32 protein-coding genes and 1 tRNA gene are annotated in these 22,252 nt (G+C 72.5%); 18 read left to right on the plus strand and 15 right to left on the minus strand.

From position 1 onward, the window contains the following. Positions 1-43 precede the first annotated feature (43 nt). The 6 genes from G5C62_RS10010 to G5C62_RS10035 all read left to right on the plus strand — a co-directional run bounded on the left by G5C62_RS10010 (position 44) and on the right by G5C62_RS10035 (position 4,623). Positions 44-1,927 carry a hypothetical protein gene (locus tag G5C62_RS10010; protein WP_164700865.1) on the plus strand — a complete coding sequence of 628 codons (1,884 nt, stop codon included), beginning with the start codon at positions 44-46 and terminating at the stop codon, positions 1,925-1,927. A gap of 10 nt (positions 1,928-1,937) precedes the next feature. Further along, complete coding sequence (locus tag G5C62_RS10015; protein WP_164700866.1) at positions 1,938-2,375, plus strand: hypothetical protein; 438 nt, start codon at positions 1,938-1,940, stop codon at positions 2,373-2,375. 3 nt (positions 2,376-2,378) lie between these two features. Continuing rightward, entirely contained in the window at positions 2,379-2,837 is a 459-nt protein-coding gene (locus tag G5C62_RS10020; RefSeq protein ID WP_164700867.1) for a DUF1353 domain-containing protein, read from the plus strand. Between the two features lie 269 nt (positions 2,838-3,106). After that, positions 3,107-3,631: a hypothetical protein gene (locus G5C62_RS10025; RefSeq protein ID WP_164700868.1), complete on the plus strand. Its 525-nt coding sequence runs from the start codon at positions 3,107-3,109 to the stop codon at positions 3,629-3,631. Between the two features lie 347 nt (positions 3,632-3,978). After that, positions 3,979-4,443 (plus strand): hypothetical protein, encoded by a 465-nt coding sequence (locus G5C62_RS10030; protein ID WP_164700869.1) that lies wholly within the window; start codon positions 3,979-3,981, stop codon positions 4,441-4,443. A gap of 18 nt (positions 4,444-4,461) precedes the next feature. Beyond that, complete coding sequence (locus G5C62_RS10035) at positions 4,462-4,623, plus strand: hypothetical protein (RefSeq protein WP_164700870.1); 162 nt, start codon at positions 4,462-4,464, stop codon at positions 4,621-4,623. 149 nt (positions 4,624-4,772) lie between these two features. Here G5C62_RS10035 and G5C62_RS10040 read toward each other — a convergent pair whose 3' ends face one another. The 7 genes from G5C62_RS10040 to G5C62_RS10070 all read right to left on the minus strand — a co-directional run bounded on the left by G5C62_RS10040 (position 4,773) and on the right by G5C62_RS10070 (position 8,497). Beyond that, on the minus strand, positions 4,773-5,177 hold the full coding sequence (locus tag G5C62_RS10040; protein WP_164700871.1) for a hypothetical protein: 405 nt from the start codon (positions 5,175-5,177) through the stop codon (positions 4,773-4,775). A gap of 188 nt (positions 5,178-5,365) precedes the next feature. Continuing rightward, positions 5,366-5,470: transfer RNA gene (locus tag G5C62_RS10045), tRNA-OTHER, on the minus strand. Between the two features lie 223 nt (positions 5,471-5,693). Further along, positions 5,694-5,942, minus strand: a complete 249-nt coding sequence (locus tag G5C62_RS10050) for a hypothetical protein (RefSeq protein ID WP_164700872.1) — start codon at positions 5,940-5,942, stop codon at positions 5,694-5,696. Further along, positions 5,942-7,003, minus strand: a complete 1,062-nt coding sequence (locus G5C62_RS10055) for an AAA family ATPase (protein ID WP_164700873.1) — start codon at positions 7,001-7,003, stop codon at positions 5,942-5,944. The genes G5C62_RS10050 and G5C62_RS10055 overlap by 1 nt, the downstream gene beginning before the upstream one ends. Before the next feature lie 106 nt (positions 7,004-7,109). Further along, complete coding sequence (locus G5C62_RS10060) at positions 7,110-7,547, minus strand: hypothetical protein (RefSeq protein WP_164700874.1); 438 nt, start codon at positions 7,545-7,547, stop codon at positions 7,110-7,112. Positions 7,548-7,827: 280 nt separating this feature from the next. Continuing rightward, positions 7,828-8,091: a hypothetical protein gene (locus tag G5C62_RS10065; RefSeq protein WP_164700875.1), complete on the minus strand. Its 264-nt coding sequence runs from the start codon at positions 8,089-8,091 to the stop codon at positions 7,828-7,830. Beyond that, positions 8,084-8,497 (minus strand): hypothetical protein, encoded by a 414-nt coding sequence (locus tag G5C62_RS10070; RefSeq protein ID WP_164700876.1) that lies wholly within the window; start codon positions 8,495-8,497, stop codon positions 8,084-8,086. The genes G5C62_RS10065 and G5C62_RS10070 overlap by 8 nt, the downstream gene beginning before the upstream one ends. Positions 8,498-8,604: 107 nt before the next feature. Here G5C62_RS10070 and G5C62_RS10075 point away from each other — a divergent pair, with 107 nt between their 5' ends. After that, positions 8,605-8,979, plus strand: coding sequence for a hypothetical protein (locus G5C62_RS10075; RefSeq protein ID WP_164700877.1), 375 nt, complete (start codon positions 8,605-8,607; stop codon positions 8,977-8,979). A gap of 56 nt (positions 8,980-9,035) precedes the next feature. On the opposite strand, the gene G5C62_RS10080 is transcribed toward G5C62_RS10075, so the two are convergent. Next, entirely contained in the window at positions 9,036-10,493 is a 1,458-nt protein-coding gene (locus G5C62_RS10080; protein ID WP_164700878.1) for an AAA family ATPase, read from the minus strand. Between the two features lie 526 nt (positions 10,494-11,019). On the opposite strand from G5C62_RS10080, the gene G5C62_RS10085 reads away from it, so the two are divergent. The 3 genes from G5C62_RS10085 to G5C62_RS10095 all read left to right on the plus strand — a co-directional run bounded on the left by G5C62_RS10085 (position 11,020) and on the right by G5C62_RS10095 (position 12,505). Further along, positions 11,020-11,670, plus strand: a complete 651-nt coding sequence (locus G5C62_RS10085) for a hypothetical protein (protein WP_164700879.1) — start codon at positions 11,020-11,022, stop codon at positions 11,668-11,670. 260 nt (positions 11,671-11,930) lie between these two features. Next, positions 11,931-12,305 (plus strand): hypothetical protein, encoded by a 375-nt coding sequence (locus G5C62_RS10090; RefSeq protein ID WP_164700880.1) that lies wholly within the window; start codon positions 11,931-11,933, stop codon positions 12,303-12,305. Beyond that, positions 12,302-12,505 (plus strand): hypothetical protein, encoded by a 204-nt coding sequence (locus G5C62_RS10095; RefSeq protein WP_164700881.1) that lies wholly within the window; start codon positions 12,302-12,304, stop codon positions 12,503-12,505. The genes G5C62_RS10090 and G5C62_RS10095 overlap by 4 nt, the downstream gene beginning before the upstream one ends. Here G5C62_RS10095 and G5C62_RS10100 read toward each other — a convergent pair. After that, positions 12,498-12,848 carry a hypothetical protein gene (locus tag G5C62_RS10100; protein WP_164700882.1) on the minus strand — a complete coding sequence of 117 codons (351 nt, stop codon included), beginning with the start codon at positions 12,846-12,848 and terminating at the stop codon, positions 12,498-12,500. The genes G5C62_RS10095 and G5C62_RS10100 overlap by 8 nt on opposite strands. An 84-nt stretch (positions 12,849-12,932) precedes the next feature. On the opposite strand from G5C62_RS10100, the gene G5C62_RS10105 reads away from it, so the two are divergent. The 4 genes from G5C62_RS10105 to G5C62_RS10120 all read left to right on the plus strand — a co-directional run bounded on the left by G5C62_RS10105 (position 12,933) and on the right by G5C62_RS10120 (position 14,092). Further along, the gene (locus G5C62_RS10105; protein WP_164700883.1) at positions 12,933-13,163 is read left to right on the plus strand and encodes a hypothetical protein; all 231 of its coding nucleotides are present in this window, start codon (positions 12,933-12,935) and stop codon (positions 13,161-13,163) included. Beyond that, complete coding sequence (locus G5C62_RS10110; protein WP_164700884.1) at positions 13,156-13,335, plus strand: hypothetical protein; 180 nt, start codon at positions 13,156-13,158, stop codon at positions 13,333-13,335. Before G5C62_RS10105 ends, G5C62_RS10110 begins: the two co-directional genes overlap by 8 nt. Before the next feature lie 86 nt (positions 13,336-13,421). Continuing rightward, entirely contained in the window at positions 13,422-13,790 is a 369-nt protein-coding gene (locus G5C62_RS10115; protein ID WP_164700885.1) for a hypothetical protein, read from the plus strand. A gap of 11 nt (positions 13,791-13,801) precedes the next feature. Then, a complete protein-coding gene (locus tag G5C62_RS10120; protein WP_206330564.1) occupies positions 13,802-14,092 on the plus strand; it encodes a hypothetical protein in 291 nt (96 codons plus the stop codon). A 5-nt stretch (positions 14,093-14,097) separates the two neighbouring features. On the opposite strand, the gene G5C62_RS10125 is transcribed toward G5C62_RS10120, so the two are convergent. Together G5C62_RS10125 and G5C62_RS10130 are read right to left on the minus strand one after the other, a co-directional pair. After that, the gene (locus G5C62_RS10125; RefSeq protein ID WP_164700887.1) at positions 14,098-15,198 is read right to left on the minus strand and encodes a hypothetical protein; all 1,101 of its coding nucleotides are present in this window, start codon (positions 15,196-15,198) and stop codon (positions 14,098-14,100) included. An 11-nt stretch (positions 15,199-15,209) separates the two neighbouring features. Beyond that, positions 15,210-16,067 carry a site-specific DNA-methyltransferase gene (locus tag G5C62_RS10130; protein ID WP_164700888.1) on the minus strand — a complete coding sequence of 286 codons (858 nt, stop codon included), beginning with the start codon at positions 16,065-16,067 and terminating at the stop codon, positions 15,210-15,212. 160 nt (positions 16,068-16,227) lie between these two features. Here G5C62_RS10130 and G5C62_RS10135 point away from each other — a divergent pair, with 160 nt between their 5' ends. Then, positions 16,228-16,392 (plus strand): hypothetical protein, encoded by a 165-nt coding sequence (locus G5C62_RS10135; protein ID WP_164700889.1) that lies wholly within the window; start codon positions 16,228-16,230, stop codon positions 16,390-16,392. A 145-nt stretch (positions 16,393-16,537) separates the two neighbouring features. Here the strand turns inward: G5C62_RS10135 and G5C62_RS10140 are convergent, their stop codons facing one another. The 3 genes from G5C62_RS10140 to G5C62_RS10150 are packed head-to-tail and all read right to left on the minus strand — an operon-like array spanning position 16,538 to position 18,511. Then, positions 16,538-16,753, minus strand: coding sequence for a hypothetical protein (locus G5C62_RS10140; protein WP_164700890.1), 216 nt, complete (start codon positions 16,751-16,753; stop codon positions 16,538-16,540). Further along, positions 16,750-18,267: a tyrosine-type recombinase/integrase gene (locus G5C62_RS10145; RefSeq protein WP_164700891.1), complete on the minus strand. Its 1,518-nt coding sequence runs from the start codon at positions 18,265-18,267 to the stop codon at positions 16,750-16,752. The genes G5C62_RS10140 and G5C62_RS10145 overlap by 4 nt, the downstream gene beginning before the upstream one ends. A 1-nt stretch (position 18,268) precedes the next feature. Beyond that, positions 18,269-18,511: an AlpA family transcriptional regulator gene (locus G5C62_RS10150; RefSeq protein WP_206330565.1), complete on the minus strand. Its 243-nt coding sequence runs from the start codon at positions 18,509-18,511 to the stop codon at positions 18,269-18,271. Positions 18,512-18,741: 230 nt separating this feature from the next. Here G5C62_RS10150 and G5C62_RS28025 point away from each other — a divergent pair, with 230 nt between their 5' ends. Both G5C62_RS28025 and G5C62_RS10160 read left to right on the plus strand, forming a co-directional pair. Next, a complete protein-coding gene (locus G5C62_RS28025; protein WP_241175811.1) occupies positions 18,742-18,879 on the plus strand; it encodes a DUF4244 domain-containing protein in 138 nt (45 codons plus the stop codon). Between the two features lie 6 nt (positions 18,880-18,885). Continuing rightward, positions 18,886-19,272, plus strand: a complete 387-nt coding sequence (locus G5C62_RS10160) for a TadE family type IV pilus minor pilin (protein ID WP_241175812.1) — start codon at positions 18,886-18,888, stop codon at positions 19,270-19,272. Positions 19,273-19,646: 374 nt separating this feature from the next. On the opposite strand, the gene G5C62_RS10170 is transcribed toward G5C62_RS10160, so the two are convergent. Further along, on the minus strand, positions 19,647-20,828 hold the full coding sequence (locus G5C62_RS10170) for a Zn-binding domain-containing protein (protein WP_241175813.1): 1,182 nt from the start codon (positions 20,826-20,828) through the stop codon (positions 19,647-19,649). A gap of 55 nt (positions 20,829-20,883) precedes the next feature. Between G5C62_RS10170 and G5C62_RS28665 the strand changes: the two genes are divergently transcribed. Then, positions 20,884-22,252, plus strand: a 1,369-nt coding sequence (locus G5C62_RS28665) for a DEAD/DEAH box helicase (protein WP_164700893.1), incomplete at its 3' end; no start/stop codon positions are given.

Genomic DNA, 22,252 nt, shown 5'->3' on the forward strand with positions numbered 1-22,252 from the left:
CCGGACGGTCTGACGCAGACCACTTCCCGGGGAGGGCGACTGCATGGCTGGCTACGGCACGCCGAAGGACACCACGGACGCGACCGCGCGTGCCGGGCACTTGGCGCCTGCGGTGAACGCGCTCGGGTACGCCGTCGACGACCTCGATGCGCGGCTGACGGAGACGACCGCGACTGCGGACAGCGCGAAGAGCGTCGCGGACTCCGCGAAGAGCAAGAACGACAGCCAGGACGGCCGGCTGGACTCGCTGAGCACGCGGGTCGACGGGGTTGCTGATGACGTGCGGGAGCTGAAGCAGGTCGCGCTGAACCCGGTCCCTCGCGGTGGCCGTACGGGTCAGGCGCTTCGCAAGCGCAGCTCCGCGGACTTCGATTTGGTGTGGTCGGACATCCCGGGCAGCACGACGCCGGGCGGCAACGCTCCGCTCCCGGCCGGGGGTGTCGCCGGTGAGGTCCTCACGAAGGACAGCGACGCGAACGGTCACGCGTCCTGGCAGAAGGCAAAGGGCGGAGGCGGAGGCGGGGGCGTCGTCGGCACCGTCGTGGACTACAACGGCCTGCTGAACACCGCCACCGTCCGGTACGCCGACGGCGACGGCGTCACCGTCGTGGCCAGCTTCGCCCGGAACGCCTCCAGCTTCAGCCTGAGCACCGGCGACACCGTCGGCCTGGTCCTGCCGCTGACCGAGACCGGCCCGGTCATCATCGCCGGCGTCATCAGCCGGGTGAGCGGCTACACCCCGGTCGCGCAGGGCCCGTTCAGCGTGCACCAGGGGTACCCGGTCCGGCAGGGCCAGACCGATCCGATGCGCTCGGTCAGCGGCCGCGACCACGGGAACGTCCTCGGCCTCGGCCCGGACCTGCTCGTCGGCGGCGGGTACCGCTTCTACAACCCGACGACCGGCCTGTACGGCACCCTGCCGACGCCGCCAGCAGACGCCGGCACCATCGTCGGCTCCCCGTTCTTCGCGTTCGGGAAGCTGTGGGCGGTCGGCTCCACGGGCGGCACGCAGCTGGCCTGGTTCAACCCGGCCACGTGGGCGTGGGAGGTCGTGGCCACCCCGACCGGTGGGGCGTTCTCCACCACCAACGTCGGCGGCTACATGCGCGACGGGAAGCTGTGGCTGGTCCGCCGCGACTGGTCCGGCAGCACCAGCTCCGGCACGTACACCTTCCACGTGCACGCCTTCGACGGGACGACGTGGACGACCGTCGCGACGCCCGCGGTGGTGATCAACGGCAACTACTCGAACCCGCAGGTCCGCGTCGGTGGCGGGGCCCTGTGGTTCGGCAGCGGCAGCCGGAGCTCGAGCACCGTCAGCAGCTGGTCGGGCGCCCTGGCCTCCTGCACCCTCGCGACCGGCGCGTGGGTCGTGCACAGCACCAGCAACTCCAGCCCGTGGTATGAGGCCGTCGCCTACGGCTGCGTCGCCGACGACGGCACGCTGTGGTCCGTCGGCAGCGTCGACAGCACCGGGAAGTGGGCGCCCATGCTGAGCAACGCCGAGGGCTACTCGGTGTGGCTGACCCGGTTCGGTGCCGCCGGTGGGCGCGCGGCGTCGCAGTGGATCAGCGCCATCGCCGACAACGGCGGGCCCGACGGCAGCATGAACGTGAAGGGCGGCATCGAGGTGCGCCCGAACGGCCCGGCCGGCGTGCTCATCTGCGGCGTGGTCAACCTGACCACCCACCTCGGGCAGACCGGCTACGGCAAGGCGTGCGCGATCTGGGCGACCGACGGGTCGACGACCAGCCGGGTGTGGCAGTGCATGGACGCCAACTGGGGGCTGGTCTTCGGAGAGGCCGGCACCGCCGCGGCCCCGATCATCACGATGAGCAGCCTGGTGCCGGCCCCGGAGGCCGCCGGGCGCTACCTGTGGATGACCTCGCAGCCAGCCAACTACGCCATCTACGACGGAACCGTGTGAGGACCGCACCATGACCACCCCCCTCCCGGCCGCGGGCACCACGGCCACCCTGTACGTCTCCGGCGACGGGTACCGCACGTTTCGGCTCCTCGGCGACGAGAAGCCGCTACTGCGGTGCACCTGCCCGAACGGGCCGGTCGACGCGACCTGCGGGCAGATCACCGTGCACGACCTCGCCGACCGGCTCGCGGTCGCGAAGGCCGCCACGATGCTCGTCGACGTGCTGCAGCGCGACCCGTGCACGAAGCACCGCGCGGAGGCCCCGGTTCCGGCGCCGACCGGGGCGGACCTGGACGCGGCGCTGGCCGCGCTGACCGCCGAGGACGTCGCGTGGCTGGCGCGGGAGGCGATCGCCGGGCGCCCGACGCACGTCGCGGTCAACGGGCTGCCGACGTTCATCAGCCCGACCGGCTGGGTTCAGGCGCCGCTTCCTGAAGCGGAGGGCTGAGTCGTGGCGTTCACCGCGCCGCTGATCGTGCGGCACCAGGACGACCGGCACTGGGTACTCGACGCCCGGCTGCCCTACGACGGGCGGACGCAGGAGTTCATCATCCCGGCCGGGTTCACGACGGACTTCGCGAGCGTCCCGCGGCCCCTGTTCAGCGTCATCCCGCACACGACCGGCGTGCTGGCCGCGGTCCTGCACGACTGGTTCTGCGTGGGGCTGCGGGAGGGCTGGTGCCCCGTGAGCGCAGTCGACGCCGACCGGATCTTCCGGCGCGTGCTCCGCGAGTGCGGTGTGGGGTTCGTGACCCGGAACGTCATGTTCGTCGGCGTCCGCTGGGGCGCGCTGCTGAACCCGCACCGTCGGGCTGGCTGGTGGCGGGACGCACCCGTCGTCCTCGGCGTCAGCGGTGGCGTGCTCGCCGCGGCCTGGTACGCGTTCTCCTTGGTCAGCGGCCTGCTCTGAAGGCATCACGCGGCCCCCGTCGCAGCTCACGCCGGGCTGGACGGGGGCCGCGGGTGCACTGACCTCACCCACGGTGATCAAACGCGTCCTGGGGCATCTGAGGGGGTTCCGGCCTCACGCTCAGTGATCGGCTCCTGGTGGCATCCGGCCCGACCGTTCGGACGGTCCACCTCATGCCCCCTGTGAACCGCTCCCCACGGTCCCCCCGAGCCTCGTACGGCAAGCCTCGCGGCGCCACCAGGCCGACCGACCCGAACACGCTGCCGAAGGTGAAGCTGATGGCCGCGGCCCTCGACGACCCCGACGGCCGCTGGGCCCGCCGCGAGTCCATGCCGGCCGCGCCCCGCGCCGACGTGCCGGCCGGCACCGAGCGCCGCCTGCGGTTCACCCCGCCGCCCGGTGTGCGCGTGGAGACCGAGAACGAGGTCGGGAACTGGCACCACTACAAGCGGGGCCCGTGGCGGCAGGCGTGGCGGTACGCCGCCCGGGACGCAGCCCTCGCCGCTGTCGCCGACCTCGCGCCCATCCGAGGCTGCCGCGTCGAGGTGACCGTCGCGCTCCCGTGGCGCGGCCGGAGCAGCACGGTCGACCCGGCGAACCTCCGGGCCTCATCGAAGCCGATTCTCGACGGCATCAGCGACGCGCAGGTCGTGTGGCCCGACGACAACTGGACGTGGGTGACCGAGCGCGAGCCGCTGCCGTGGCAGGGCGACGATGTCGTCGTGCGGCTGGTCGTGGTCGACCCGGCCGCGCCCGGGGAGTGGGACCCGGCCGAGGAGTCCCGCGGCAGCTGACGCGCCCGTCCCGTCGTCCCGTCCCGCGGGCTGCACGGGACGGGACTTGGCGCGTCTCCTGTCGCGCGCACCGTTCCCGTCGGGTGTCCCGTCGCGCCGTGCCCACCAGGCGCGTGACGGGACACCCCGCCACGATCCCCCTCCGGAACGCCGCCCGAACCTCACCGGTCCCGCCGGCACGCGCGCAGCCGCTGCGGACAACGTCGCACCGGCCGCTACCCCGCGTCATCGCTGGGATTCCGCTGTCCCACGCCGGTGGCAACCGACGTACCCCGATCGCGTGCAACTCAGTAGGGACGCGAAGATCGTCCTGCGATCTGTCGGTGCGGTGTGCACAGACTGAATGCGTGACCACGCGCCCCGAGCACGCTCCGACCATGAAGCGCATCCGCACAGGCCACAGCGGCGTCCAACTCGTCACCTGCAACCAGGCGTGCGCAGCGAGCTGGCAGCTGGCACACATCGCCGACGTGGCCGCAGGCATGAGCATCCCCGTCGTCGACGAGATCACCGCGCGCCCGAAGGCCGCCTGCGTCGCGTGCGCCTGGTGCGGCACCACCCTCGCGACGCCAGCGAACGACAAGGCGTGCTTCCGCCACGGAACCGACTGCCCGGCCACCGACGTGCTCGCGTCCGACTACTGCCGGCAGGCGCTCCGCCGGGTCAGCCGGGAGACCGGCGCCGAGCTGAGCGACTACGGGTGGCACCTGCTGCGCGCGGCGCTGGAGCTGCACGGGTCCGACGTGCCGAAGGTCGTCGCGGCAATGGTCCGGATGCAGCCCGAGTGGGACACCCTCGACGCGACGGCCTGACCGACGACAGTGGACGCCATGAGCGCCGACGGACACGAGCAGACGATGGCTGAGCTGAACGAGCAGCTACGTCAGCAGGAGCTTGAGCAGCTGACGACGCTGATGCGCGCAGCGGGGTTGTCCCCGGAAGCGTTCTGGCCACCGACCGCCGCTCCGGGCGACGCTGCCGGCGACGCCTGACCCGTCCAGATCCGCGGCAACGACGAGCGGCCCCGCACCTGTCGATCAGGTGCGGGGCCGTGGGGCGTCTTGCCGGTGCCTCTCCGTCGGAGGCGTCTTGCCGGTCGTGCGTGATCTTCCGGCCCTGGCGGATCAGGGGCGGTCGGGGCTCAGCCGAGGGTGAGCGGGATGCCGAGGCCGAGGGCCACAGTCATCTCTTCGCGGTCGCCAGCGATGTCGCGGCACGTGCCGCACACCTCGCGGCGGGCCGCGTGCGTACCGACGACCTCGAGCAGCACCTCCGTGAGGGCGGGTGCGAACTCGGGGTACACGGTGCGGGCCAGGTCCTCGGTCGTCGTCCGGAACTTCTCCCGGGCGATCTCCTCGGCCTTGCCCTCGGCGGGGTGGTGCGCGAGCTCACCGAGCTGACGGGCTTCCCGGACGGCCCGGACGAACAGGCGGTAGACCGCGCTGGTGTCCTGGGCGACGTGGGTGGTGCCGTCGGTGCCGGTGATGTTCAGGAACCGGAAGCCGTAGCTGTCGGTGCCGAGGAACACGTGGGTGCTGAGGTACATGGGGTTCGCCTCCGGAGGCTGTGGGGAGTTTCTGTCGGTGGTCCGGTGGCGGGGAGCGACCCCGTCACCGTCGAGCGGTGTGCGGGGTGCAGCTCCCTCGGTGCTGCGTTAGGGGTTCGTGCGGGGTGCCGGCCGGTGGCTGGCTCTTCTCGGGGTTCCACACGTCGCGGTGAGTGGTGTGGGCCGATTGGGGCTCCGGAGGGACTCGAACCCTCGCTGGTCCCGGCTCCCGCTGCCCACCCTTGTCGGGGCGGCTGGTGGCCGAGGTGCTCTGCCTGTTGAGCTACGGAGCCTGCCTGACGGGTCCCCTTGCCTGCCGGTGCTACTGCCGTCGCCCCGCCATGCTTCGGGGGAGGCGCTTTCGCGGTCCGGGTTCGAGGGGCCCCTTCGCCCGGGTGGAGTTCCGGGGTAGTCAGGGCTTGGTGGTGCTGGCTTGTACTGGTCACTGTGTCGGCCGGAGGGGGTCCGGCAAGGGGCTCGACCAAGATTTCTGGCGGCCCCTTGCCGGCCCTCCTGTCAGCCCTGCTGGAGGTGGATCCGGCGGGATGAGGCGGCCGGGTCGTACTCGACCCGGATCTCGCCGGCCTCCCGCAGCGTGCGGAGCGCGTACCCGACCTGCGTGCTCTTCCGCTTCGCGTTCGGGGTCCGGCCGGTCGCCGTCGCGATGCTGGCGTTCGTCGCGTCGGTGTACCCGCGGCCCTCAGCGAGGACGTTCAGGGCGCGGCGGACGGCGTCGACCGGGCCCGGGTCAGTGGCGCGGCCCATCACGCGGCCTCAGCGTTCGCGTCGTAGTCGGCCATCGGGTCGAACGGGTCGGCAGCCGGTGCCGGCGCGGCCGGCTTGCGTGCGTCCTGACCGGCGACCGCAGCCGCCTTCAGGAGCTCGTCCAGCTTGCCGCGGGCGATGGTGGCCTCCTGGTCGCTGCTGAACCCGGCGCCGGTCCACAGCTCACCGGCGATGGTCTTCAGCCGCGCGGTCAGGTCGGCCGGCAGCCCGGCCGCCAGGCCGAGCGCCGACGCCATCGCGGCCTTGCCCTCCGCGACCGTGACCTCGTCCGCGGACAGCGACGGCATGACCCGCGCCCCGGTGTTGCCGGCGCCGCAACCCATCGCGTCGAAGATGAGCGCGTCCAGGTTGAACGCCGACCCCAGTGGCCGAGTACGGCCCTCGGGGACCTGCATCTCCGGACGCAGCGACCGCGCCTTGACCAGGACCGGAGTGCGCGGCGCGGTGAACCGGACCCACACGTTCACGTCGTAGCCGAGGGACTTCTCCGCCTCGACCTTCCAGATCTTGTTCGGGGTGGGCTTCCCGCCGACGACCTCCGCGACCTCCTTGCCGCGGGAGGTGACGACGACGATGCCGGGGAACGTCATGAGCAGGTCGACGACGGCCCGCCACTGGCTCTTGGCCTTGTTCCACAGGTCCATCGTGATGTCGGCGTCGGAGTCGCCGCCGCGGCCCTTCCGCTTCGCGCGCTCGTTCGCGGTGTTCTGCGCCGCGGTGGTGAGCATCGACCACAGCGCGGTCAGGCTGTCGATGCCGATGACGTTCGGAGCGGCCGGGTCGTGCGGCAGAGCGGCGATCTCGCGCAGCTGGCCGAGGATGTCGCCGTACGTGCCGTTGTGCTCCACGACCTCGAAGTTGCCGAGCGTCATGTACTCGTCGGCGGAGCCCTCGGCGAGGTCGAAGTGGAAGAACCGGCCGATCCGCTTGGAGGAGCTCAGGGCGAGCTCGGCGTACGTCTTGCCGGAGCCCTCCACGCCCTCGAGCAGGATGAACGGGTAGGGGACGAGACCGGTCGGCTTGCGGGTCCGGAGAGCCATGATGATGGGGCCTTTCGCGTGCAGGGGGGCAGGGGTGTCGTTTGGGTCGGGGAGTGCGCGCCCGGGCCTCGAACCCGGCGTGGCTGCCAGCCGCGCGAGGTGAGGGTCAGAACGGGGCGGTCCACGCCTCGGGGGTCGTCGCGTGCAGCACGTCGTCGCGGCACGCCCAGCACAGGCCGGCGAACCGGGCCGACACGGTCTCCAGGGCCGGCTCACCGCACGAGCAGCGGGCCGGTCCGTCCCACACGGTGATCCGCTGCAGCTGGTTCAGGGCGGCCTCGGCGCGGGCAGCGTCCGGGCCGGTCAGCTGCCGCAGCGCCGACCGGAGCGCGGACTCGGCGGTGTGCAGGTCGAACGCGGCCGCGGCACCGGACGCTGCGGCTGCCTCGGCGTCCAGCTGCTCGCGGGTCTTCATCGTGACGACCGCGGTACGTCCGACGGTCGAAGTGACCGAGGAGGCTGCGGCGTTCTCGGCGGGACGGTCGACCGGGGCGGTCCACGGCTGGCCGTAGCCGGTGAAGTCAGGGCTGGTGGAGGTGGTCATGGCGGGCTCCTACGGGTGGGGTCCGAGGTGCCGGGGTAGCGCCTCTGGACCTCACCGTCCGCGCCGGAGGGGGTCCGGCAAGTAGGTCAGCCAGAATCTCCAGATTTTCTTTTCGAGCCCCTGACCAGCGCGTTCACCCTGGACCCGTGCACGTTCCACGCACCCCGGCACCGTGGCCGGTACACGCGCGAAGGGGTTCCGCGTGCAGGGGAAGACCCCCGCCCACACAGGCTCCGTGGGCGGGGGTCGCTGCTGTCCTCAGCCGGTCAGCTCCGCGCCGTCACAGCTGACCCTCCCCGTCAGCGAACAGCCCAGCCAGCGGGTCGGAGGCCGGCCGGGACAGCGACGCGCGGAGCTCACCGTCCAGCACGAACAGCGCTCCCTCCAGCTGGCGGCGCAGGTCAGCCATCACCGACAGCTTCGCCTCCACGTCCACGGCGCCGGCGAGGCGCTCCAGGCCGAACGCGGCGACCATGTGGAACAGCGGGTACTCGCTGACGGGAAGGTCGCGCAGCGGGTCCAGAGCGGTGTCCAGGTCAGCCACGACGCACCTGGTCGAACTCGCCGGCGGCGATGCGGTCGGACATCTCGTCGGCCCGGTCGCAGAGGGCCTCGTGCCCGTCGACTGGTCCGTACGGCTCCCGGTAGTCCAGCGCCTCCGCGCCCGCCTGGGCGTACGGCAGCAGCTCCGCGACCTGGGCCCGCAGCCGCTCGACCTCCGCGGTCAGCGCGGCCAGGTCCGCCGGCGCGTGCTCGAACAGGTCGACGTCCGCGGCGGTCGGCAGCGTCTCGTCCTCGTCGCGCGGGAAGCCGTCAGCGTCGTCGCCGGCCACCCACAGGGTGACGTGCGAGGCGACGTCCTGGTCCCACTGGTGGTACTCGCCGCTCCAAGGGCCGGGGGTGGCTGCTGCCAGCCGCGCCTTGATCGGGGTCAGGTCCACGGTACTCATCAGGGGCTCCATCTGCGGCCGGGGAAGGGGAACCGGCGTCGCCCCCCTCACCGTCCGGACCCCTACCGGCGCGTGCACGGGTCTCACCCAGCAGGCACGATCCGCCCATGACCGACGACCGCCTCCTCGCCCAACTCGGCGCCACCAGCACAGCCCTCGGTGCCGCCAACGCCCGCATCCGCGAACTGGAGTCCCGGCCGCAGTTCGTTCAGCTGACCGACGACGAACGCCTCACCGAGCTCGCCGCTGCCCAAGACGACGCTGCAGACGCCCGCGAACGCATCCGGCAACTCGAAGACGCGCTCCGCACCGCCGACGCTGCCCTCGCCGACGCGCAAGCCGGCGTCGACCGCCTGCAAGCCGAACGCGACGAAGCGCGCCGATGGGCCCGTGACCTCTGGCGTGGCGTACCGGACCCGGCGGACCAGCCTCGGATCTACCCCGACGCCGAGATCGCCCCCGCGTGGCTCACCGCCCCCTGAACAGGGCCGAAAGCCCCAGGGAGTAGTCCCCAGGGCCCTCAGCACGACTCAGCAGCTCAGAACGGGTCGTCGTTCGACCAGGACCCCGCCTTGCCGTTCGTACCGAACCCGCCCGGCGCCGCCGACGCGGCCGCAGTCTTCGCCGCCTTCACCCGCGCATCCGCCTCCTGGGAGTACGGCCGCGCCAGCGTGTACAGCGTCGCGCCCCGCGCAGCACCCGTCTCGACCGTCACGTACTCGTCCTTGACCAGCTGCTGCACCGCCCGCTTGATGGCGTCCTCGTTGCCCTTCACGTTCGTGACGACCTTGTTCGTCGACTGCCCCGGCCCAGCCTCCGCCAGGAACGCCGACACGCGCTCCATCAGCACCGTCGGCAGCGCCTTGCCGTTCTCATCCACCGCCTGCGACGACGGCCGCAGCTCGAACACCGTCCGCCCCGCACCCGGCGTCGCGTGGAACTCCGCCACGACCGACCCCTCCGCGAACGTGCCGTTGTTGTCCTTCGCACACACCACCTTCGACCAGCCCGCCACGCCCCGCGCGAACGGCACCACCGACCGCGTCATCATCGCGTGCCCCGTGATGACCTCCCGCTTCGCCGCCGCACCCTTCGCGTACAGCGACTCCTTCGGCCCACCCGGCCCGTCCTGCGGCTTCGTCACGTGGTCGATGAGGAACGGCGTCAGCCCGAACCGGACGAGCGGGTCGACGCACGCGTCATACCAGCGGCGCACGTCGTTGTTGTCGTTCTCGTTCGACGTCGGGCTGAACTTGATGAGGTCCCGCGACACGGAGTCGATGACGACCAGGTCGATGCCGTACTTCTTCGCGAACCCCAGGATGACCGGCATCAGCTCCGCGGTGCTCTTCGTCGGGTTCCAGTAGAAGACCCGCGCCATCTGCTCATCGGTCAGGTCACCGAACTCGACCATCGTCTCGCAGAAGTTCGCGACGTCCTTCTCCCGGTCGATGAACAGCGCGCACCGGCCACCGACGGCCTCCTGGTGCACGGCCATCTTCGCGATGGTCGACTTGCCCTTGCCGGACTCGCCGCTGATGCCGTTGCTCTTGCCCCGGTACAGCAGCGCACCCTCAGCGGCGGCGAACTCCAACGCCGTCGGTGCCGCCTTCGCCTTCCGAGCCATCCGCATCGCGTCGAACAGCGTCACCGGGCGGGTCACCATCGCCGCCTCGATGTCCTCCTGCTCGATGCTCGTCGCCTCACCGAGCAGCGACATCGGCAGGTCGTCGACGTTCGCCACCTCCAGTGCCGGCTTGTTCAGCCGCTCTTCGGCGGCCTTCTCGGCCAGCTCCCGGAGCGCGTCCTGGCGGGCCTGCTCACGAATGAGGGCCGCGGCGCGCTGCTGCTCGAGGTCCAGCGGGTCGAGGAACCGACGCTCGGTGCGCTGCTCACGGGCAGCGCGGGCCTCATCCAGGTTCGTCACGTCCGCAGAGCTGGGCACGTCGGCCCAGTCGGCGAGGTCGAACGGCGAGGTCTCGTCGGGCATGGTCATCAGGGGTCTCCCGTCTGCCGCGCGCGGGAGGGACCAGAGGAGCCGGTCCAAGTGGTAGCCAGCGGGCGACGTCGGTGACCGTGAGAGCGCGACCGTCAGATGCAAGGAGCTCCCTCGGACGGGTGTGCGGGCATGACGAAGGGCCCCCGGCTACCACCCCGGGGGCCCTTCCAGCGGGAGACCGCTGCCCTGCCTCTCCCACTGTGTCAGCGCCTCCCTGCGAGGCAATGGGCTGACCCGTTCGAGTGTGAGAGCGCACCGCGGGCGCACCGTCGACCTCCGCCAGCGGGGAGGAGGTCGGTCACTACATCTTCACCACCTCCTCCTCCTCCACTTCCGCCTACTACGTAGGGCGGGCGGAAGATGGCGGAGGTTGAGGAGACTTCCGCCTGGCGGAGGTCAGGCGGAGGTTGGCGGAGGTGGGGAAGTCAGCGAGCTCGCCACCTCGCCGGACCTCGCCGCAGCTCGCCAACTGGCGGAGGTCAGCTACCTGCATCCGGCCACCCCGGTCAGGACCGTCGACAGCATGACCACCCCTGACCCGAACCCCACCCAGCCCGACGACCTCTGGGGCGCCTGGGCGCTCGTGTACACGTTCATCGCCGGCGTCATCGGCATCACCCCCGATACCCGCGCCACCCACACCGTCCACGCCGAGCTCGCCATCCACGGCCTACCGCGCACCGAAGCCGACGCGTGGGCACTCCTCGACCGCCTGTTCGAGTGCAGCCGGCGCATCGGGTGGCCCGACCACATCAAGGCCACCCTCCTCGGCGCCGGCCTCGAGGCCATCTACGCCGACGGGCCCGGTCTCGACGATCCGCGCTGGGACGGCGCGTTCCGTTCCATCGGGGACGGCGCGTTCCGTTCCATCCTCGACGGAACGGAACGGAACGAATCGCCGGCCGGCCTCGACGAGCTGCCCGCCGACCACCCGATCGGCATCCAGTCCTCCCCGCGCGCAGAGGAGGTCGTGCCCCGCTCCTACCTCACCGCGCTCCGTGCGGCCGGCGTCGCCCCGCACCTGGTCGACGACATCGAGCGGCGAGCCGTGATCGCCGACGAGCACGACCCGGTCGACGACGACGTACGCCCCGGCCGCATCAACGAGCGACTGCTGGGCGCTGCCATCGGCCACCGGATCCGTGGCGCTGACCTCCCCGACGGCGACGCGTGACCGCGGACGGTCCACCACCTGTGGAGAAGTTGGGGAAGGGGGCACCCATGAAGGCGTGTGCGAAGGGCTGCGGGCATGAGCACGATTCGCGGAAGTGCACCGGGCACGTCGACGACGATGCCGGGCAGCTGCGGCCGTGCCGGAAGGCGCCGATCAAGGGCGCAACGGTGTGCCGGTCTCACGGTGGCGCTGCACCGCAGGTGAAGGCCGCCGCGGCGAAGACTGAGGCGCTACGGAAGGCGTCAGCGGCCGTGGAGTCGATGGGCTTGCGCCGCGACATCAGCCCGCACGAGGCGCTGACCGAGGCGATCCAGCGGACCGCCGGCGACGTGCAGTACCTCGGGGACGTCGTCGCCACCATGCGGGAGAAGGACGCGCTGCTGCACCCGGTCGTCCTGCTGTACCGAGACGCGGTCAAGGACCTCGCGGCGGTGTCGCGGGGTGCCCTGTCGGCCGGTGTCGAAGAGCGTCGGCAGCAGCTCGATGAGGCGATGGCGACGGTGCTGGTCACCGTCGTGCGGGAGGCGCTCACGCGGGCTCAGTTCACCGCGGAGCAGAAGGCGGTGTTCGGTCGGGAGCTCGGCGGGGTGCTGATCGACCACGGCCTGGCGTTGCCGCGTGGGGAGGGCGCGTGAAACTGACCGACTCGTGCCGCTGCGGCGCCGAGCTCACCGTGGAGCACGACTGGGTCCCCCACGTCCACGAGGTGCACACCCGCTGGCTGGAGCACCACACCGACTGCGAGTTCGCTCCGCCCACCCCCGACAACATCACCCTCGGCGGAGACTTCGAGCGCGCCGAGCCGTTCGGGTTCGCCGCGACGATCGTCAGCTGACCGGCTGCTCCTCGTCCTCCGGCGGCAGCGGTGGCTCGTCATCCATCCACGGAGGCGCCGGCGCCCGCTCACCACGCAGCACCGGGCCCACACACCGCGGGCACGCATCGTCCTCACCCGGGTCGAACTCCTGCGGCATCAGGACCTTCACCACGGCCCCGCACATCGCTCGCTCGTACCAGCGTGCCGACAGGAAGTGCGGCCCGTTCCCGCCCCGCCGGTCGAACCGGGTCAGTCGGACCGCGTGGACCTGGCCGATGTCCTCGGGGAGGACCTTCTCGATGACGTGGTCGACCGGGTCGCGGCGCTGGTCGTAGTGGGTCAGCGCAGAGGTGTACGTCACGATGACGAGTCTGCCCGCTGCTACCGACAGTGCGGCGCCGCTGGCTCCGTGCATTCGCCCGGGCCGGTCCGAACGGTGAGGGACATGCCCCCACGCACCCGCGCCAAGAGCGCCGACACCCCGTCCGTCCTCGTCCCCGTCATCGCCGTCGACGCGGCGAAGGTCCTCCGCGACAAGGCCGCTGAGGCCACCACCGTCGCCGAAGGCCTCGAGAGCCGCGCCGAGAAGTCCCTCGCGCTGGCCGCCCAGCAGCGCCAGATCGCCGCGGACCTCATCGCCGGCGCCGACATCATCGAGGAGGCCCGCCGTGGCTGAGCTGTCGACCGCTGACCTCGTACGCACGCTCCGCGCGCAGGCACTCGAGGCCGACGCCGAGGCCGAGGACCTCCGGGCGCGGGCCGAAAGCCTCCTCGACCGCGCCCGCGAGCTGGAGGAGCTCGAACTGCACCTCTGGAAGGCCGCGGAACGCCTCGAGGGCAAGGCCTGACCTACGTGCATGCAGGGGTGCCGCTCCGGACCGTCACAGGGGAGCGGCACCCCTCGCCGTACCACCCCGCACCCTGGGAGCCCCCGATGCTGCTGACCATCTGCCTGGCCGTCGTCTTCGTGTCCCTCGTCGGCCTGATCGTGCTGCTCGCCGGCCGCAGCATCGACGACGCCGTCACCCTCCCCGCCCCCGCACTCAGCTCCGAGGCCGTCGACCGACTCCTCGCGGCCGTCATCGAGGGCGACGACTGCCGCTGCGAGACTCCGATCGTCGTCGGCTCCGACAGCCCCGAGCCGTACTGCGACGACTGTGGCGGCGACCTGCCCCCGGTGCACACCGACACGGCGCGGATCGTGCCCGTCGACGTGCAGACCGGCCTCACGCCCGAGCAGGTGCGGGCGCTCATCCTCGACCAGCTCCGCACCCTCGACCTCCGCGGCGACGGCAAGCGGTGACGCGCTGGAACATGCCGCTGACCATGCAGGGGCTCACCCCGTACACGTTCACCGACCTGCCCGAACACGACACCCGACTGCGCGGCGTCCGGGACTACGGCTGGTTCTGCGCGTGCGAATGCGGGGAGGAAGGCCCCCCGTCGGACAGCATCGACGAGGCGCTGAACTGGATCACCACCCACTGCCTCAGCCTGGTCAGCGACCTCACCGAGGCCGAGCTGCACGTGGCCGCGCGCATCGTCCCGGGGTTCCTCGGCACCCTCGACGAGCTCGTCAACACCGCGAAGGCGATCGCCGCGTAGGGCCGCTACAGGAGGCCCGCCAGCTGCGGGAACGGATCCGCGTCGAACATGTCCGGCAACGTCGACCGGGTGAACACCCGCCCGTCACAGTCCCGCACCACCGGCCCCAGCGCATCCGACACCCGCGCCCACCCCACCCCGTCCAGCAGCCCGAACACCGGGAACCCACCCAGCCGCTGCGACTCACCGCGCAGCAGGGAAAACCGGCCCGCCTTGTCCCGCGCCGTCCCGCCATCGTTGGTCAGCTTCACCTCACACACCGCGCGCACCGTGTCCGACGCGTCGAAGAAGACGAAGTCCGGCGCCGGACGCACCGTCAACCCGAACCGGCGCTCGATCTCGGCCTGGTTGTGCGCGCCAGTCCGGATGAACGGGATGCCGCGGGCCACGCACTCGTCCTCCAACTCCTGCTCGAGGACATCGCCGCGCTTCGACCCAGTCGCGTCCAGCAGCTGGCGGAACGCGCCGCCGTAGTTCCGCTGATGCAGGAACACCTGCAGAGGCACGCCGTACTCCGCGAACGACGCGATCGTCGTCCACCCATGCTCCAGGTCGGGACGGTCCTGCTTGAGCCGGCGCCCGTCCTCCGGAGCAGGCCACAGTGTCCGGTCGACTGCCCGCGCGGTCACCTCCGCGATCATGCGCGCCTCAGCGTCCGTCGCAGGACGACCTTCACCGCCCTCCAACTGCTTGATCCGGGCATCGGTGACCGGACGGGCACCGAGCTCCTCAGCGAGCAGCTTCGTTGCCTGCGCGAACTCCGTCGGCGTGTACGCGACGATCAGCCGCCACACGATCGTCGTACGCGGATCCGTCCGGACCGCCTCCGCGAGCGTGTCCACGTCAGTCCGGGTGAACCCCGCCGTCGCCGTATGCGCCGACCGGTATCCCTCCAGGACCCGCGGCAGGTCGTACTCCGGCCGGGGGAACACGTACCCGAAGTCCGGCGTGAGTGCCGGCACGAACACCTGCCGCGCGATCTCGGCGTACACGTCCCGGTGCTGCGCCACCCCGTACTCCTCCGGGACGCGGCGCAGCAGCTGCACCCGGGCGTTCTGCGACGGGGCTTGTTCGATGGCGGCGACAGTGGAGGCGATGTGCGGCACGTGGCCGGACGCTACCGACCCTTGACCAGCCGATCGGCGAGCACCGCGGTGTAGTCGGCGTTCAGCTCACCCAGGAGCCACCGGCGCCCCATCTGCTCCGCGGCGACCGCCGTCGTGCACGTCCCGCCGAACGGGTCGACGACCAGGTCGCCGGGCTTGGTCAGCAAGTTGATGAAGAACGCCGGCAAGCCGATCGGGAACCGCGCGGGGTGCTTCGTCGGGTTCGGGAGGAACTCCGGCTCGAAGCTCAGCAGCGTCGACGGGCGCACCATGTCCGGCCCGGCCTGCACCCGCTTGCGGCCCTGCCCGCTCGGCGCGTTCGCCCGGTCGAAGTTGTGCGCGAGCTTCTTCCGGCGCTCCACGTCCTTGCGGTCCCACCGGGCCGGCGTCAGGCACTGCTCGGGGAAGAACTGCCAGTCGTCGGTCTTCGCGAACTGGAAGCAGTACTCGACGGCGTCCTTCAGGAAGTGGTTGAACCGGCCCGGGGGCGGGCTGGGCTTCCCCCACACGAAGTCCTCCGCGAACAGGAATCCCTGCTCTCGGAGGCGGAACACGAGCTCGTACTGCAGCGTGCCGCGTTCCTTCCCGTGCCGCTTGCTGCGGTAGTTGAGGACGAAGCTGCCGCGCGGTGTGAGGACCCGGTGGATCTCGCCGGTGAGCTTGAGGAAGAACCCGTGGTACCAGTCGTCCTTGTACGTCTCACCGTTGCCGTACTTCGGCTGCCGGTCATACGGCGGTGAGGTGACGACCAGGTCGACGCTGTCGTCGGGGAGTTCGCGGAGCATGTCGAGGCTGTCGCCGATGACGAGAGCACCGAGGTCGGTGGTGTACGCGGCGTTCGGTGCGGCGTCGTGGGGCAGGTTCGTCATGGTGGCCTGATGGTAGGTGTCGGCGCGGACAGTTCCGGGGATCGGCTGCTGTGTGCCGGAGCTCATGGGGAGCATGGGTGGGACGGTGCCGGTGGTCGACGCGGTGGCAGTCCGCGTGACCTGCGGGACGCGGCGGTGCCAGCCCGGACGGTCCGAGCGCATGGAGGCGCTGCCCACCCCGGCCGAGTACGTCGTCGCACTCACCACCGCGACGAAGACCGGCCGGCGCACGCCCTACACCGACACGCTGCTCGACGGCCTCCACCTGGCACTCATCGTGCACGGCCCGATCGTCGTCCTCACCCTCCCGAGCGAGACCCCGTGATCGTGTCCGTGCCTGCGGGTAGCGTCTGCCCCTGAGCGGCCGGACACGATAGCCGCCAGGCAGCGCACCTGCCACGCAGCACAGCAAGGCCCGGCCCGGACTGATCACCCGGCCGGGCCTGCTGCGTTCCACGGGGCCGCAGAGCTCAGCGGGTGTTCCACGGCAGCTCGAGCAGCCGGCTCATCGCGTCCCAGTCGTGCACTGCGCCGACCCGCGCCCCCTCGACCGCGGTCAGCGCAGCCGCAGCGTGGACCTCGCAGCCCCACTTCTCCCCGCCGTGCTGATCCCGGACCGAGACCACAGCCGGCGCGGTGCAGGCCGGCTCGTGCAGCTGCGTCAGCTGGCACACCTCGACTGTCACTGGAACACGCTCCCCATCTTCTCTGCGTACGTGTCGTCGGCGACCGTCAGCAGCCGCTCGTACACCCGGTTGATCGTCGGGACCGAGTTCCCGACCAGCTCGGCGACCTTCGCGACCGGGATGCCCGCCTCCAGGGCCGTGGTCACGTAGGAGTGCCGCAGCTCGTACTGCGTCACCGCCCGCAGCGGATGCCGCGGCGGCTCCGGATCAGCCTCGGTCGGCTCCGGGTCGGGGAACAGCTTCGCCCGCACGGTGCGGAACACTCGACCGAGATGGTCGAGGGTGAACGGCTTGCCGTTGCTGTTCACGAACAGCCGCGCCCCTGGCCGCACCTCAGCGCGGGTGAGGAACTCACGCAACGCGGTCACCGTCTCCGGCGGTAGCGGCACGTGCCGCTCCACCCCGACCGCCCGCGCCTTCAGCGTCGTCTTGTCCGCGTGCTTGCTGCCCGTGCCCGTCCACCGGGCCGCGCCCGCATCGACCGTCGGGCGCCACAGCTTCACCCACCCCCAGCCCTCCTCGGGCAGGTGGAGGCGCCTGTGCACGTTCCGAATGCCGAACGCCTCGCTCGGGCGCATCCCGGTCGTCCACAGCAGCGTCCAGAACACCGCGAACCGCCACGACACCCACGACACGTTGCGGACCTCAGCGCAGAACGCGCGGCACTGGTCGGCGCTCATCACCCGCTCCGGGTCGACGACCTCGGCATCCGGGTCCTCCTGGACCTCAGCGTTCGGGTCCACGATGACCGGCACCATCTCGCTGACCCGCTTTGCATCGCGGACCGGGTTCGTCGGTAGCAGCCCCCGGCGGACCGCCTCGGCGGCCAGCAGCGACAGCGATCCCCGGGTCGAGCCTCGGCGGTCCTTCGCGTACAGCTTGCCGTTCAGCTTCCGCGACGCGGCCAGCAGCGTCTCCTCTACCACCGGCAGCGTCAGGTCGGTGACGGGGCGCACGTGGTCGGGCAGCCACGCCGCGGCGGCGCGAACCTCCGCGTCCAACGTGCTCGGGTCGGACACCTGCCCCTCGGGCGGTGGGAGCAGCACGTCTCGCAGCGCGCGCCGGACGTGCTCGAGCTCCACGCCCCGGAGGAACGGGGCAGTGGTCAGCGCCGCGACGACACACGCCATCGTCTCCACGCGGCTCTTCCGGTTGCCGGGGCTGTCACCCCGCCACTCCGCGACGACCACGTCTCGGGCGACGGTCAGCGCGTCGGTGGCGTCGCCCGGTTCATCTTCGGGAAGCTCCGCGAGGTGCAGGTGTTCGGGCAGCCCGCTCACCCGGTGCCAGCGGCCGGCCGGGTTCAGCTGCGCGCGGGCCAGCTCGCCCCGGAACGCCTCAGCGTGCGCGTCGGGGCGGCGACCCGGGGCGGCCGGGCGGCTGCGGGACCGTTCACGGCCGGCGACCTTCCACTTGACGACGAACGTCTGCCCGCGGGCGCCCTTGCGGGGCTGCACCGACGGCCACACGTAGACGTGCTCGGAGGCGACCCACTCGGTCGCGGGGGTGGTCACGTCAGGCCGCCAGCGGCAGCGCGTCCAGCCAGGCGGCGACGTCGGCGCGGCGATACCGCAGTGAGCGGTTCGGCAGCTTGCGCGGCGCGGGGAACGGGTTCACGTCGCGCTTGCGCCAGTCGTCGAGGGTCGAGCGGCTGACGCCGACGAGCTCGCAGACCTCCTCGACGTTCATCCACTCGCCGACCGTGGTCAGCGTGACGACGTTGCTGGGACTGCTCTGGATTGCGCTTCGCTTGCTCACGGCGGGGCACGGTGCGGCTGCCGCCAGTCACGACAATCACTTGTGACCAACCGCACACGGGCAGCGGTGAACGACCGTGAACAGCCGTGAATGGCTGGGATACTGGATGGGTCGAACCCCGCAGCGACATGCGCATCTGCGGTCGGCTCGGGTACACGTTGGGTACCGTACCCGGTGGCTGCGACGGCTCCGGGGTATCGAGCCTGGTCAGTGGCCCTGTAGAGGGAGAGATGCCGACGGCCGAGTACGCCGTCGGCACGGTGGCCGCCTGCGCCTTCGCCGCCGTCCTCTACCAGGTGGTCACCGGCGGATCGGTGGTCGCGGCGCTGGGCGAGCTCGTGCAGACCGCGCTCGCCACGCTCGCCTGAGTCGACGTGTCGACACCCGACCGCACCGGCCGGTCCGGCGGCTCCCGGGAGGCCGGGATGGTGACCGCGGAGACCGCCGTGGTGCTCCCCGTGCTCCTGCTCGTGCTGGCCGGGGCGGTGGCGGCGGTCGTCGTGGTCGGTGCCCAGCTGCGCTGTGTGGACGCCGCCCGGGAGGGGGCCCGGGCGGCGGCGCGCGGCGAGCCGGCGGCCGTGGTGCACGAGCTGGCGGCGCAGGCCGCACCCGACGGGGCGACCACGGACCTGGGCGTGGGGGAGACGGTGCGGGTCACCGTCGCGGCCACGGTCGCCCCGCTGGGGCCGCTGCCCTGGCGGGTGGAGGTCACGGCGACGGCGACGGGTGTCCGCGAACCAGCAGCGGGCGGTCCGCCGTGACCGGGCCCGAGCCGGCCGACGACGGGGAGCGCGGCTCGGCCACGGTGTGGATGGTCGCGCTGGCCGGGCTGCTGGCCCTGGTCGGCGTCGCCACGGTGCTCGTCGGCGCCGCGGTCGTGGCCCGGCACCGCGCCGCCTCGGCGGCCGACCTGGCGGCCCTGGCCGCCGCCGGCCGGGCCGTGCTGGGCGACCCGGCCGCCTGCGCGGTCGCCGAGGAGATCGCGCAGGCGAACGGGGCCGTCGTGGACTCGTGCGCCGTCACCTCCGGCGCGGTCGTCGAGCTGCGGGTGCACGTCCCCGTCCGGCTGGGTCCGCTCGGCGTCGTCGACGCCCCGGCCCGGGCCAGGGCCGGCCCGGCACCGCCGGAAGCCGGGTCAGAAGACGAGGTCGTCGGGGTCGGAGCCGGTCGCACCGGCGTCGGCGGCGGGGTCGGTCACGGCCGGGGCGCTGGTGCCGAACAGGCCCGATCGCGGCGCCGGCCGGCGGGTCACCTCCGCCTCCTCGGCCGTCAGCTCGGGCGCGCCGGCCAGCTCGTCGAGCACCACGTCGAGCACCCGGACCGCGCCGGCCTTGTCCAGCGGGTCGTTGCCGTTGCCGCACTTGGGCGACTGCACGCACGACGGGCAGCCGGACTCGCACTCGCAGCTGGCCACCGTGGCCCGGGTCGCCTGCAGCCAGTCCCGCAGCACCGCGTACCCGCGCTCGGCGAAACCGGCCCCGCCCGGGTGGCCGTCGTAGACCACGATCGTGGCCGCGCCGGTGTCCGGGTGCAGGGCGGTGGAGACCCCGCCGAGGTCCCAGCGGTCGCAGGTGGCCAGCAGCGGCAGCAGCCCGATCGCGGCGTGCTCGGCGGCGTGCAGCGAGCCGGGCAGTGCCGCGTCGTCGACGTCGGCGCGGGCGATGGCCCGCTCGTCCAGCGTCAGCCACACCGCCCGGGTGCGCAGCTGGCGGGGCGGCAGGTCCAGCGGGAACTCGGCGAGCACCTCGCCGGTGCCCAGCCGCCGCCGCTGGTAGGCGACGACCTGGTTGGTGACGTCCACGACGCCGGTGTGTGCGGTGACGGTGCCCAGCCGGCGGGTGCGGTCGGTGGCGACGATCGACAGGTCGACGGTGTCCCGGGCCACCGTCGTCCACTCCGGGCTCTCCGGGTGCACCACGGCGCAGGCGTCCACCACGTCGAGCTCGTCGACCACGTAGGTCTCGCCGCGGTGCACGTAGAGCGCACCGGTGTGCACGGTCGCGTGCGAGGCGTCGCCGTCGACCGTGCCCAGCAGCCGGCCGGTCGCGCCCTCGATGATCGACACCGGCGCGGCACCGCTGCCGCGGATGTCCACGTCCGGCCGGCCCCGCCCGGCCCAGTACCAGCCGGTGGGGCGGGTGCGCAGCAGCCCCTCGGCGACCAGCTCCGCCACCTGCGCCTCGGCCACCTCGCCGCCGAAGTCCGCCAGGTCGTCATGGGTGAGCGGCAGCTCTGCGGCGGCACAGCAGAGCTGCGGGCCCAGCACGTAGGGGTTGGCCGGGTCGGTGACGGTCGCCTCGACGGGCCGGCCGAACACCGCCCGCGGGTGGTGGGCCGGGCAGTGGGTTGCGCACCGGTGTGACAGTGGGGTGGTGACGTCCCTGCGCTCCGTCCGGCCACCCGCGGACGCGCCGCCGGAGTCGGTGCCCGACCCGGCCGGTGGCGCGCTGCCGGGTACCGAGCTGCTCGAGGCCCTGCTGTCCGGCACGGATGCCGACGACGACCCCGTGACCCACGTCCACCGGCTCCCGGCCCGCCCCAGCCGGCTGGCGGAGTGGCCGGAGTGGGTCGGGACGCCGCTGCGCGACCGGCTGGCCGAGCGCGGCGTGCCGGCGCCCTTCAGCCACCAGGTCGAGGCGGCCGAGCTGGCGCGAGCCGGCAGCCACGTCGTCGTCGCCACCGGGACGGCGTCGGGCAAGTCGCTGGCCTACCAGCTGCCCGCGCTGACCGCGCTCGCCGACGACCCGCGCGCCTGCGTGCTCTACCTCGCCCCCACCAAGGCCCTGGCCCGGGACCAGCTGGCCTCCGTCGCCGAGCTGGCCGACTCCTCGGTGCGGCCGGCGGCCTACGACGGCGACACCCCGATGGAGGAGCGCGAGTGGGTGCGGCGGCACTCGCGCTGGATCGTGACCAACCCCGACATGCTGCACCGGGGCGTGCTCCCGGCCCACCAGAAGTGGTCGAGCACGCTGCGCCGGGTCGCCTACGTGGTCGTCGACGAGTGCCACGCCTACCGGGGCGTGTTCGGCTCGCACGTCGGGCACGTGCTGCGCCGGCTGCGGCGGATCTGCCGCCGGTACGGCGCCGACCCGGTGTTCGTCCTGGCGTCGGCGACCGTGGCCGACCCCGCGCTGGCCGCCGGCCGGCTGGTCGGTGCCCCGGTCACGGCGGTCACCGAGGACGGCTCGCCGCGTCCGGGGGCGACCTTCGCGCTGTGGGAGCCGCCGCTGACGGAGCGGACCGGCGAGCACGGTGCGCCGCTGCGCCGGTCGGCGGCCGCCGACGCGGCCGGGCTGCTGGCCGACCTGGTCGAGCAGAACGCCCGCACGCTGGCGTTCGTGCGTTCCCGCCGCGGCGCGGAGTCCGTCGCCGAGCAGGCGCGGGCGATCCTGCGCTCCCGCGGCCGGTCGGACCTGGTCTCCCGGGTCGACTCCTACCGCGGCGGATACCTGCCCGAGGAGCGGCGGGAGCTGGAGCGGGCGCTGTCGACCGGGGTGCTGCTGGGGGTGGCGACCACGAACGCCCTGGAGCTGGGGATCGACATCGCCGGGCTCGACGCCGTCGTGCTCGCCGGCTACCCGGGCACGCTGGCCTCGATGTGGCAGCAGGCCGGGCGCGCCCTCGATGATCGACACCGGCGCGGCACCGCTGCCGCGGATGTCCACGTCCGGCCGGCCCCGCCCGGCCCAGTACCAGCCGGTGGGGCGGGTGCGCAGCAGCCCCTCGGCGACCAGCTCCGCC

Source organism: Modestobacter sp. KNN46-3 (genome assembly GCF_011039295.1).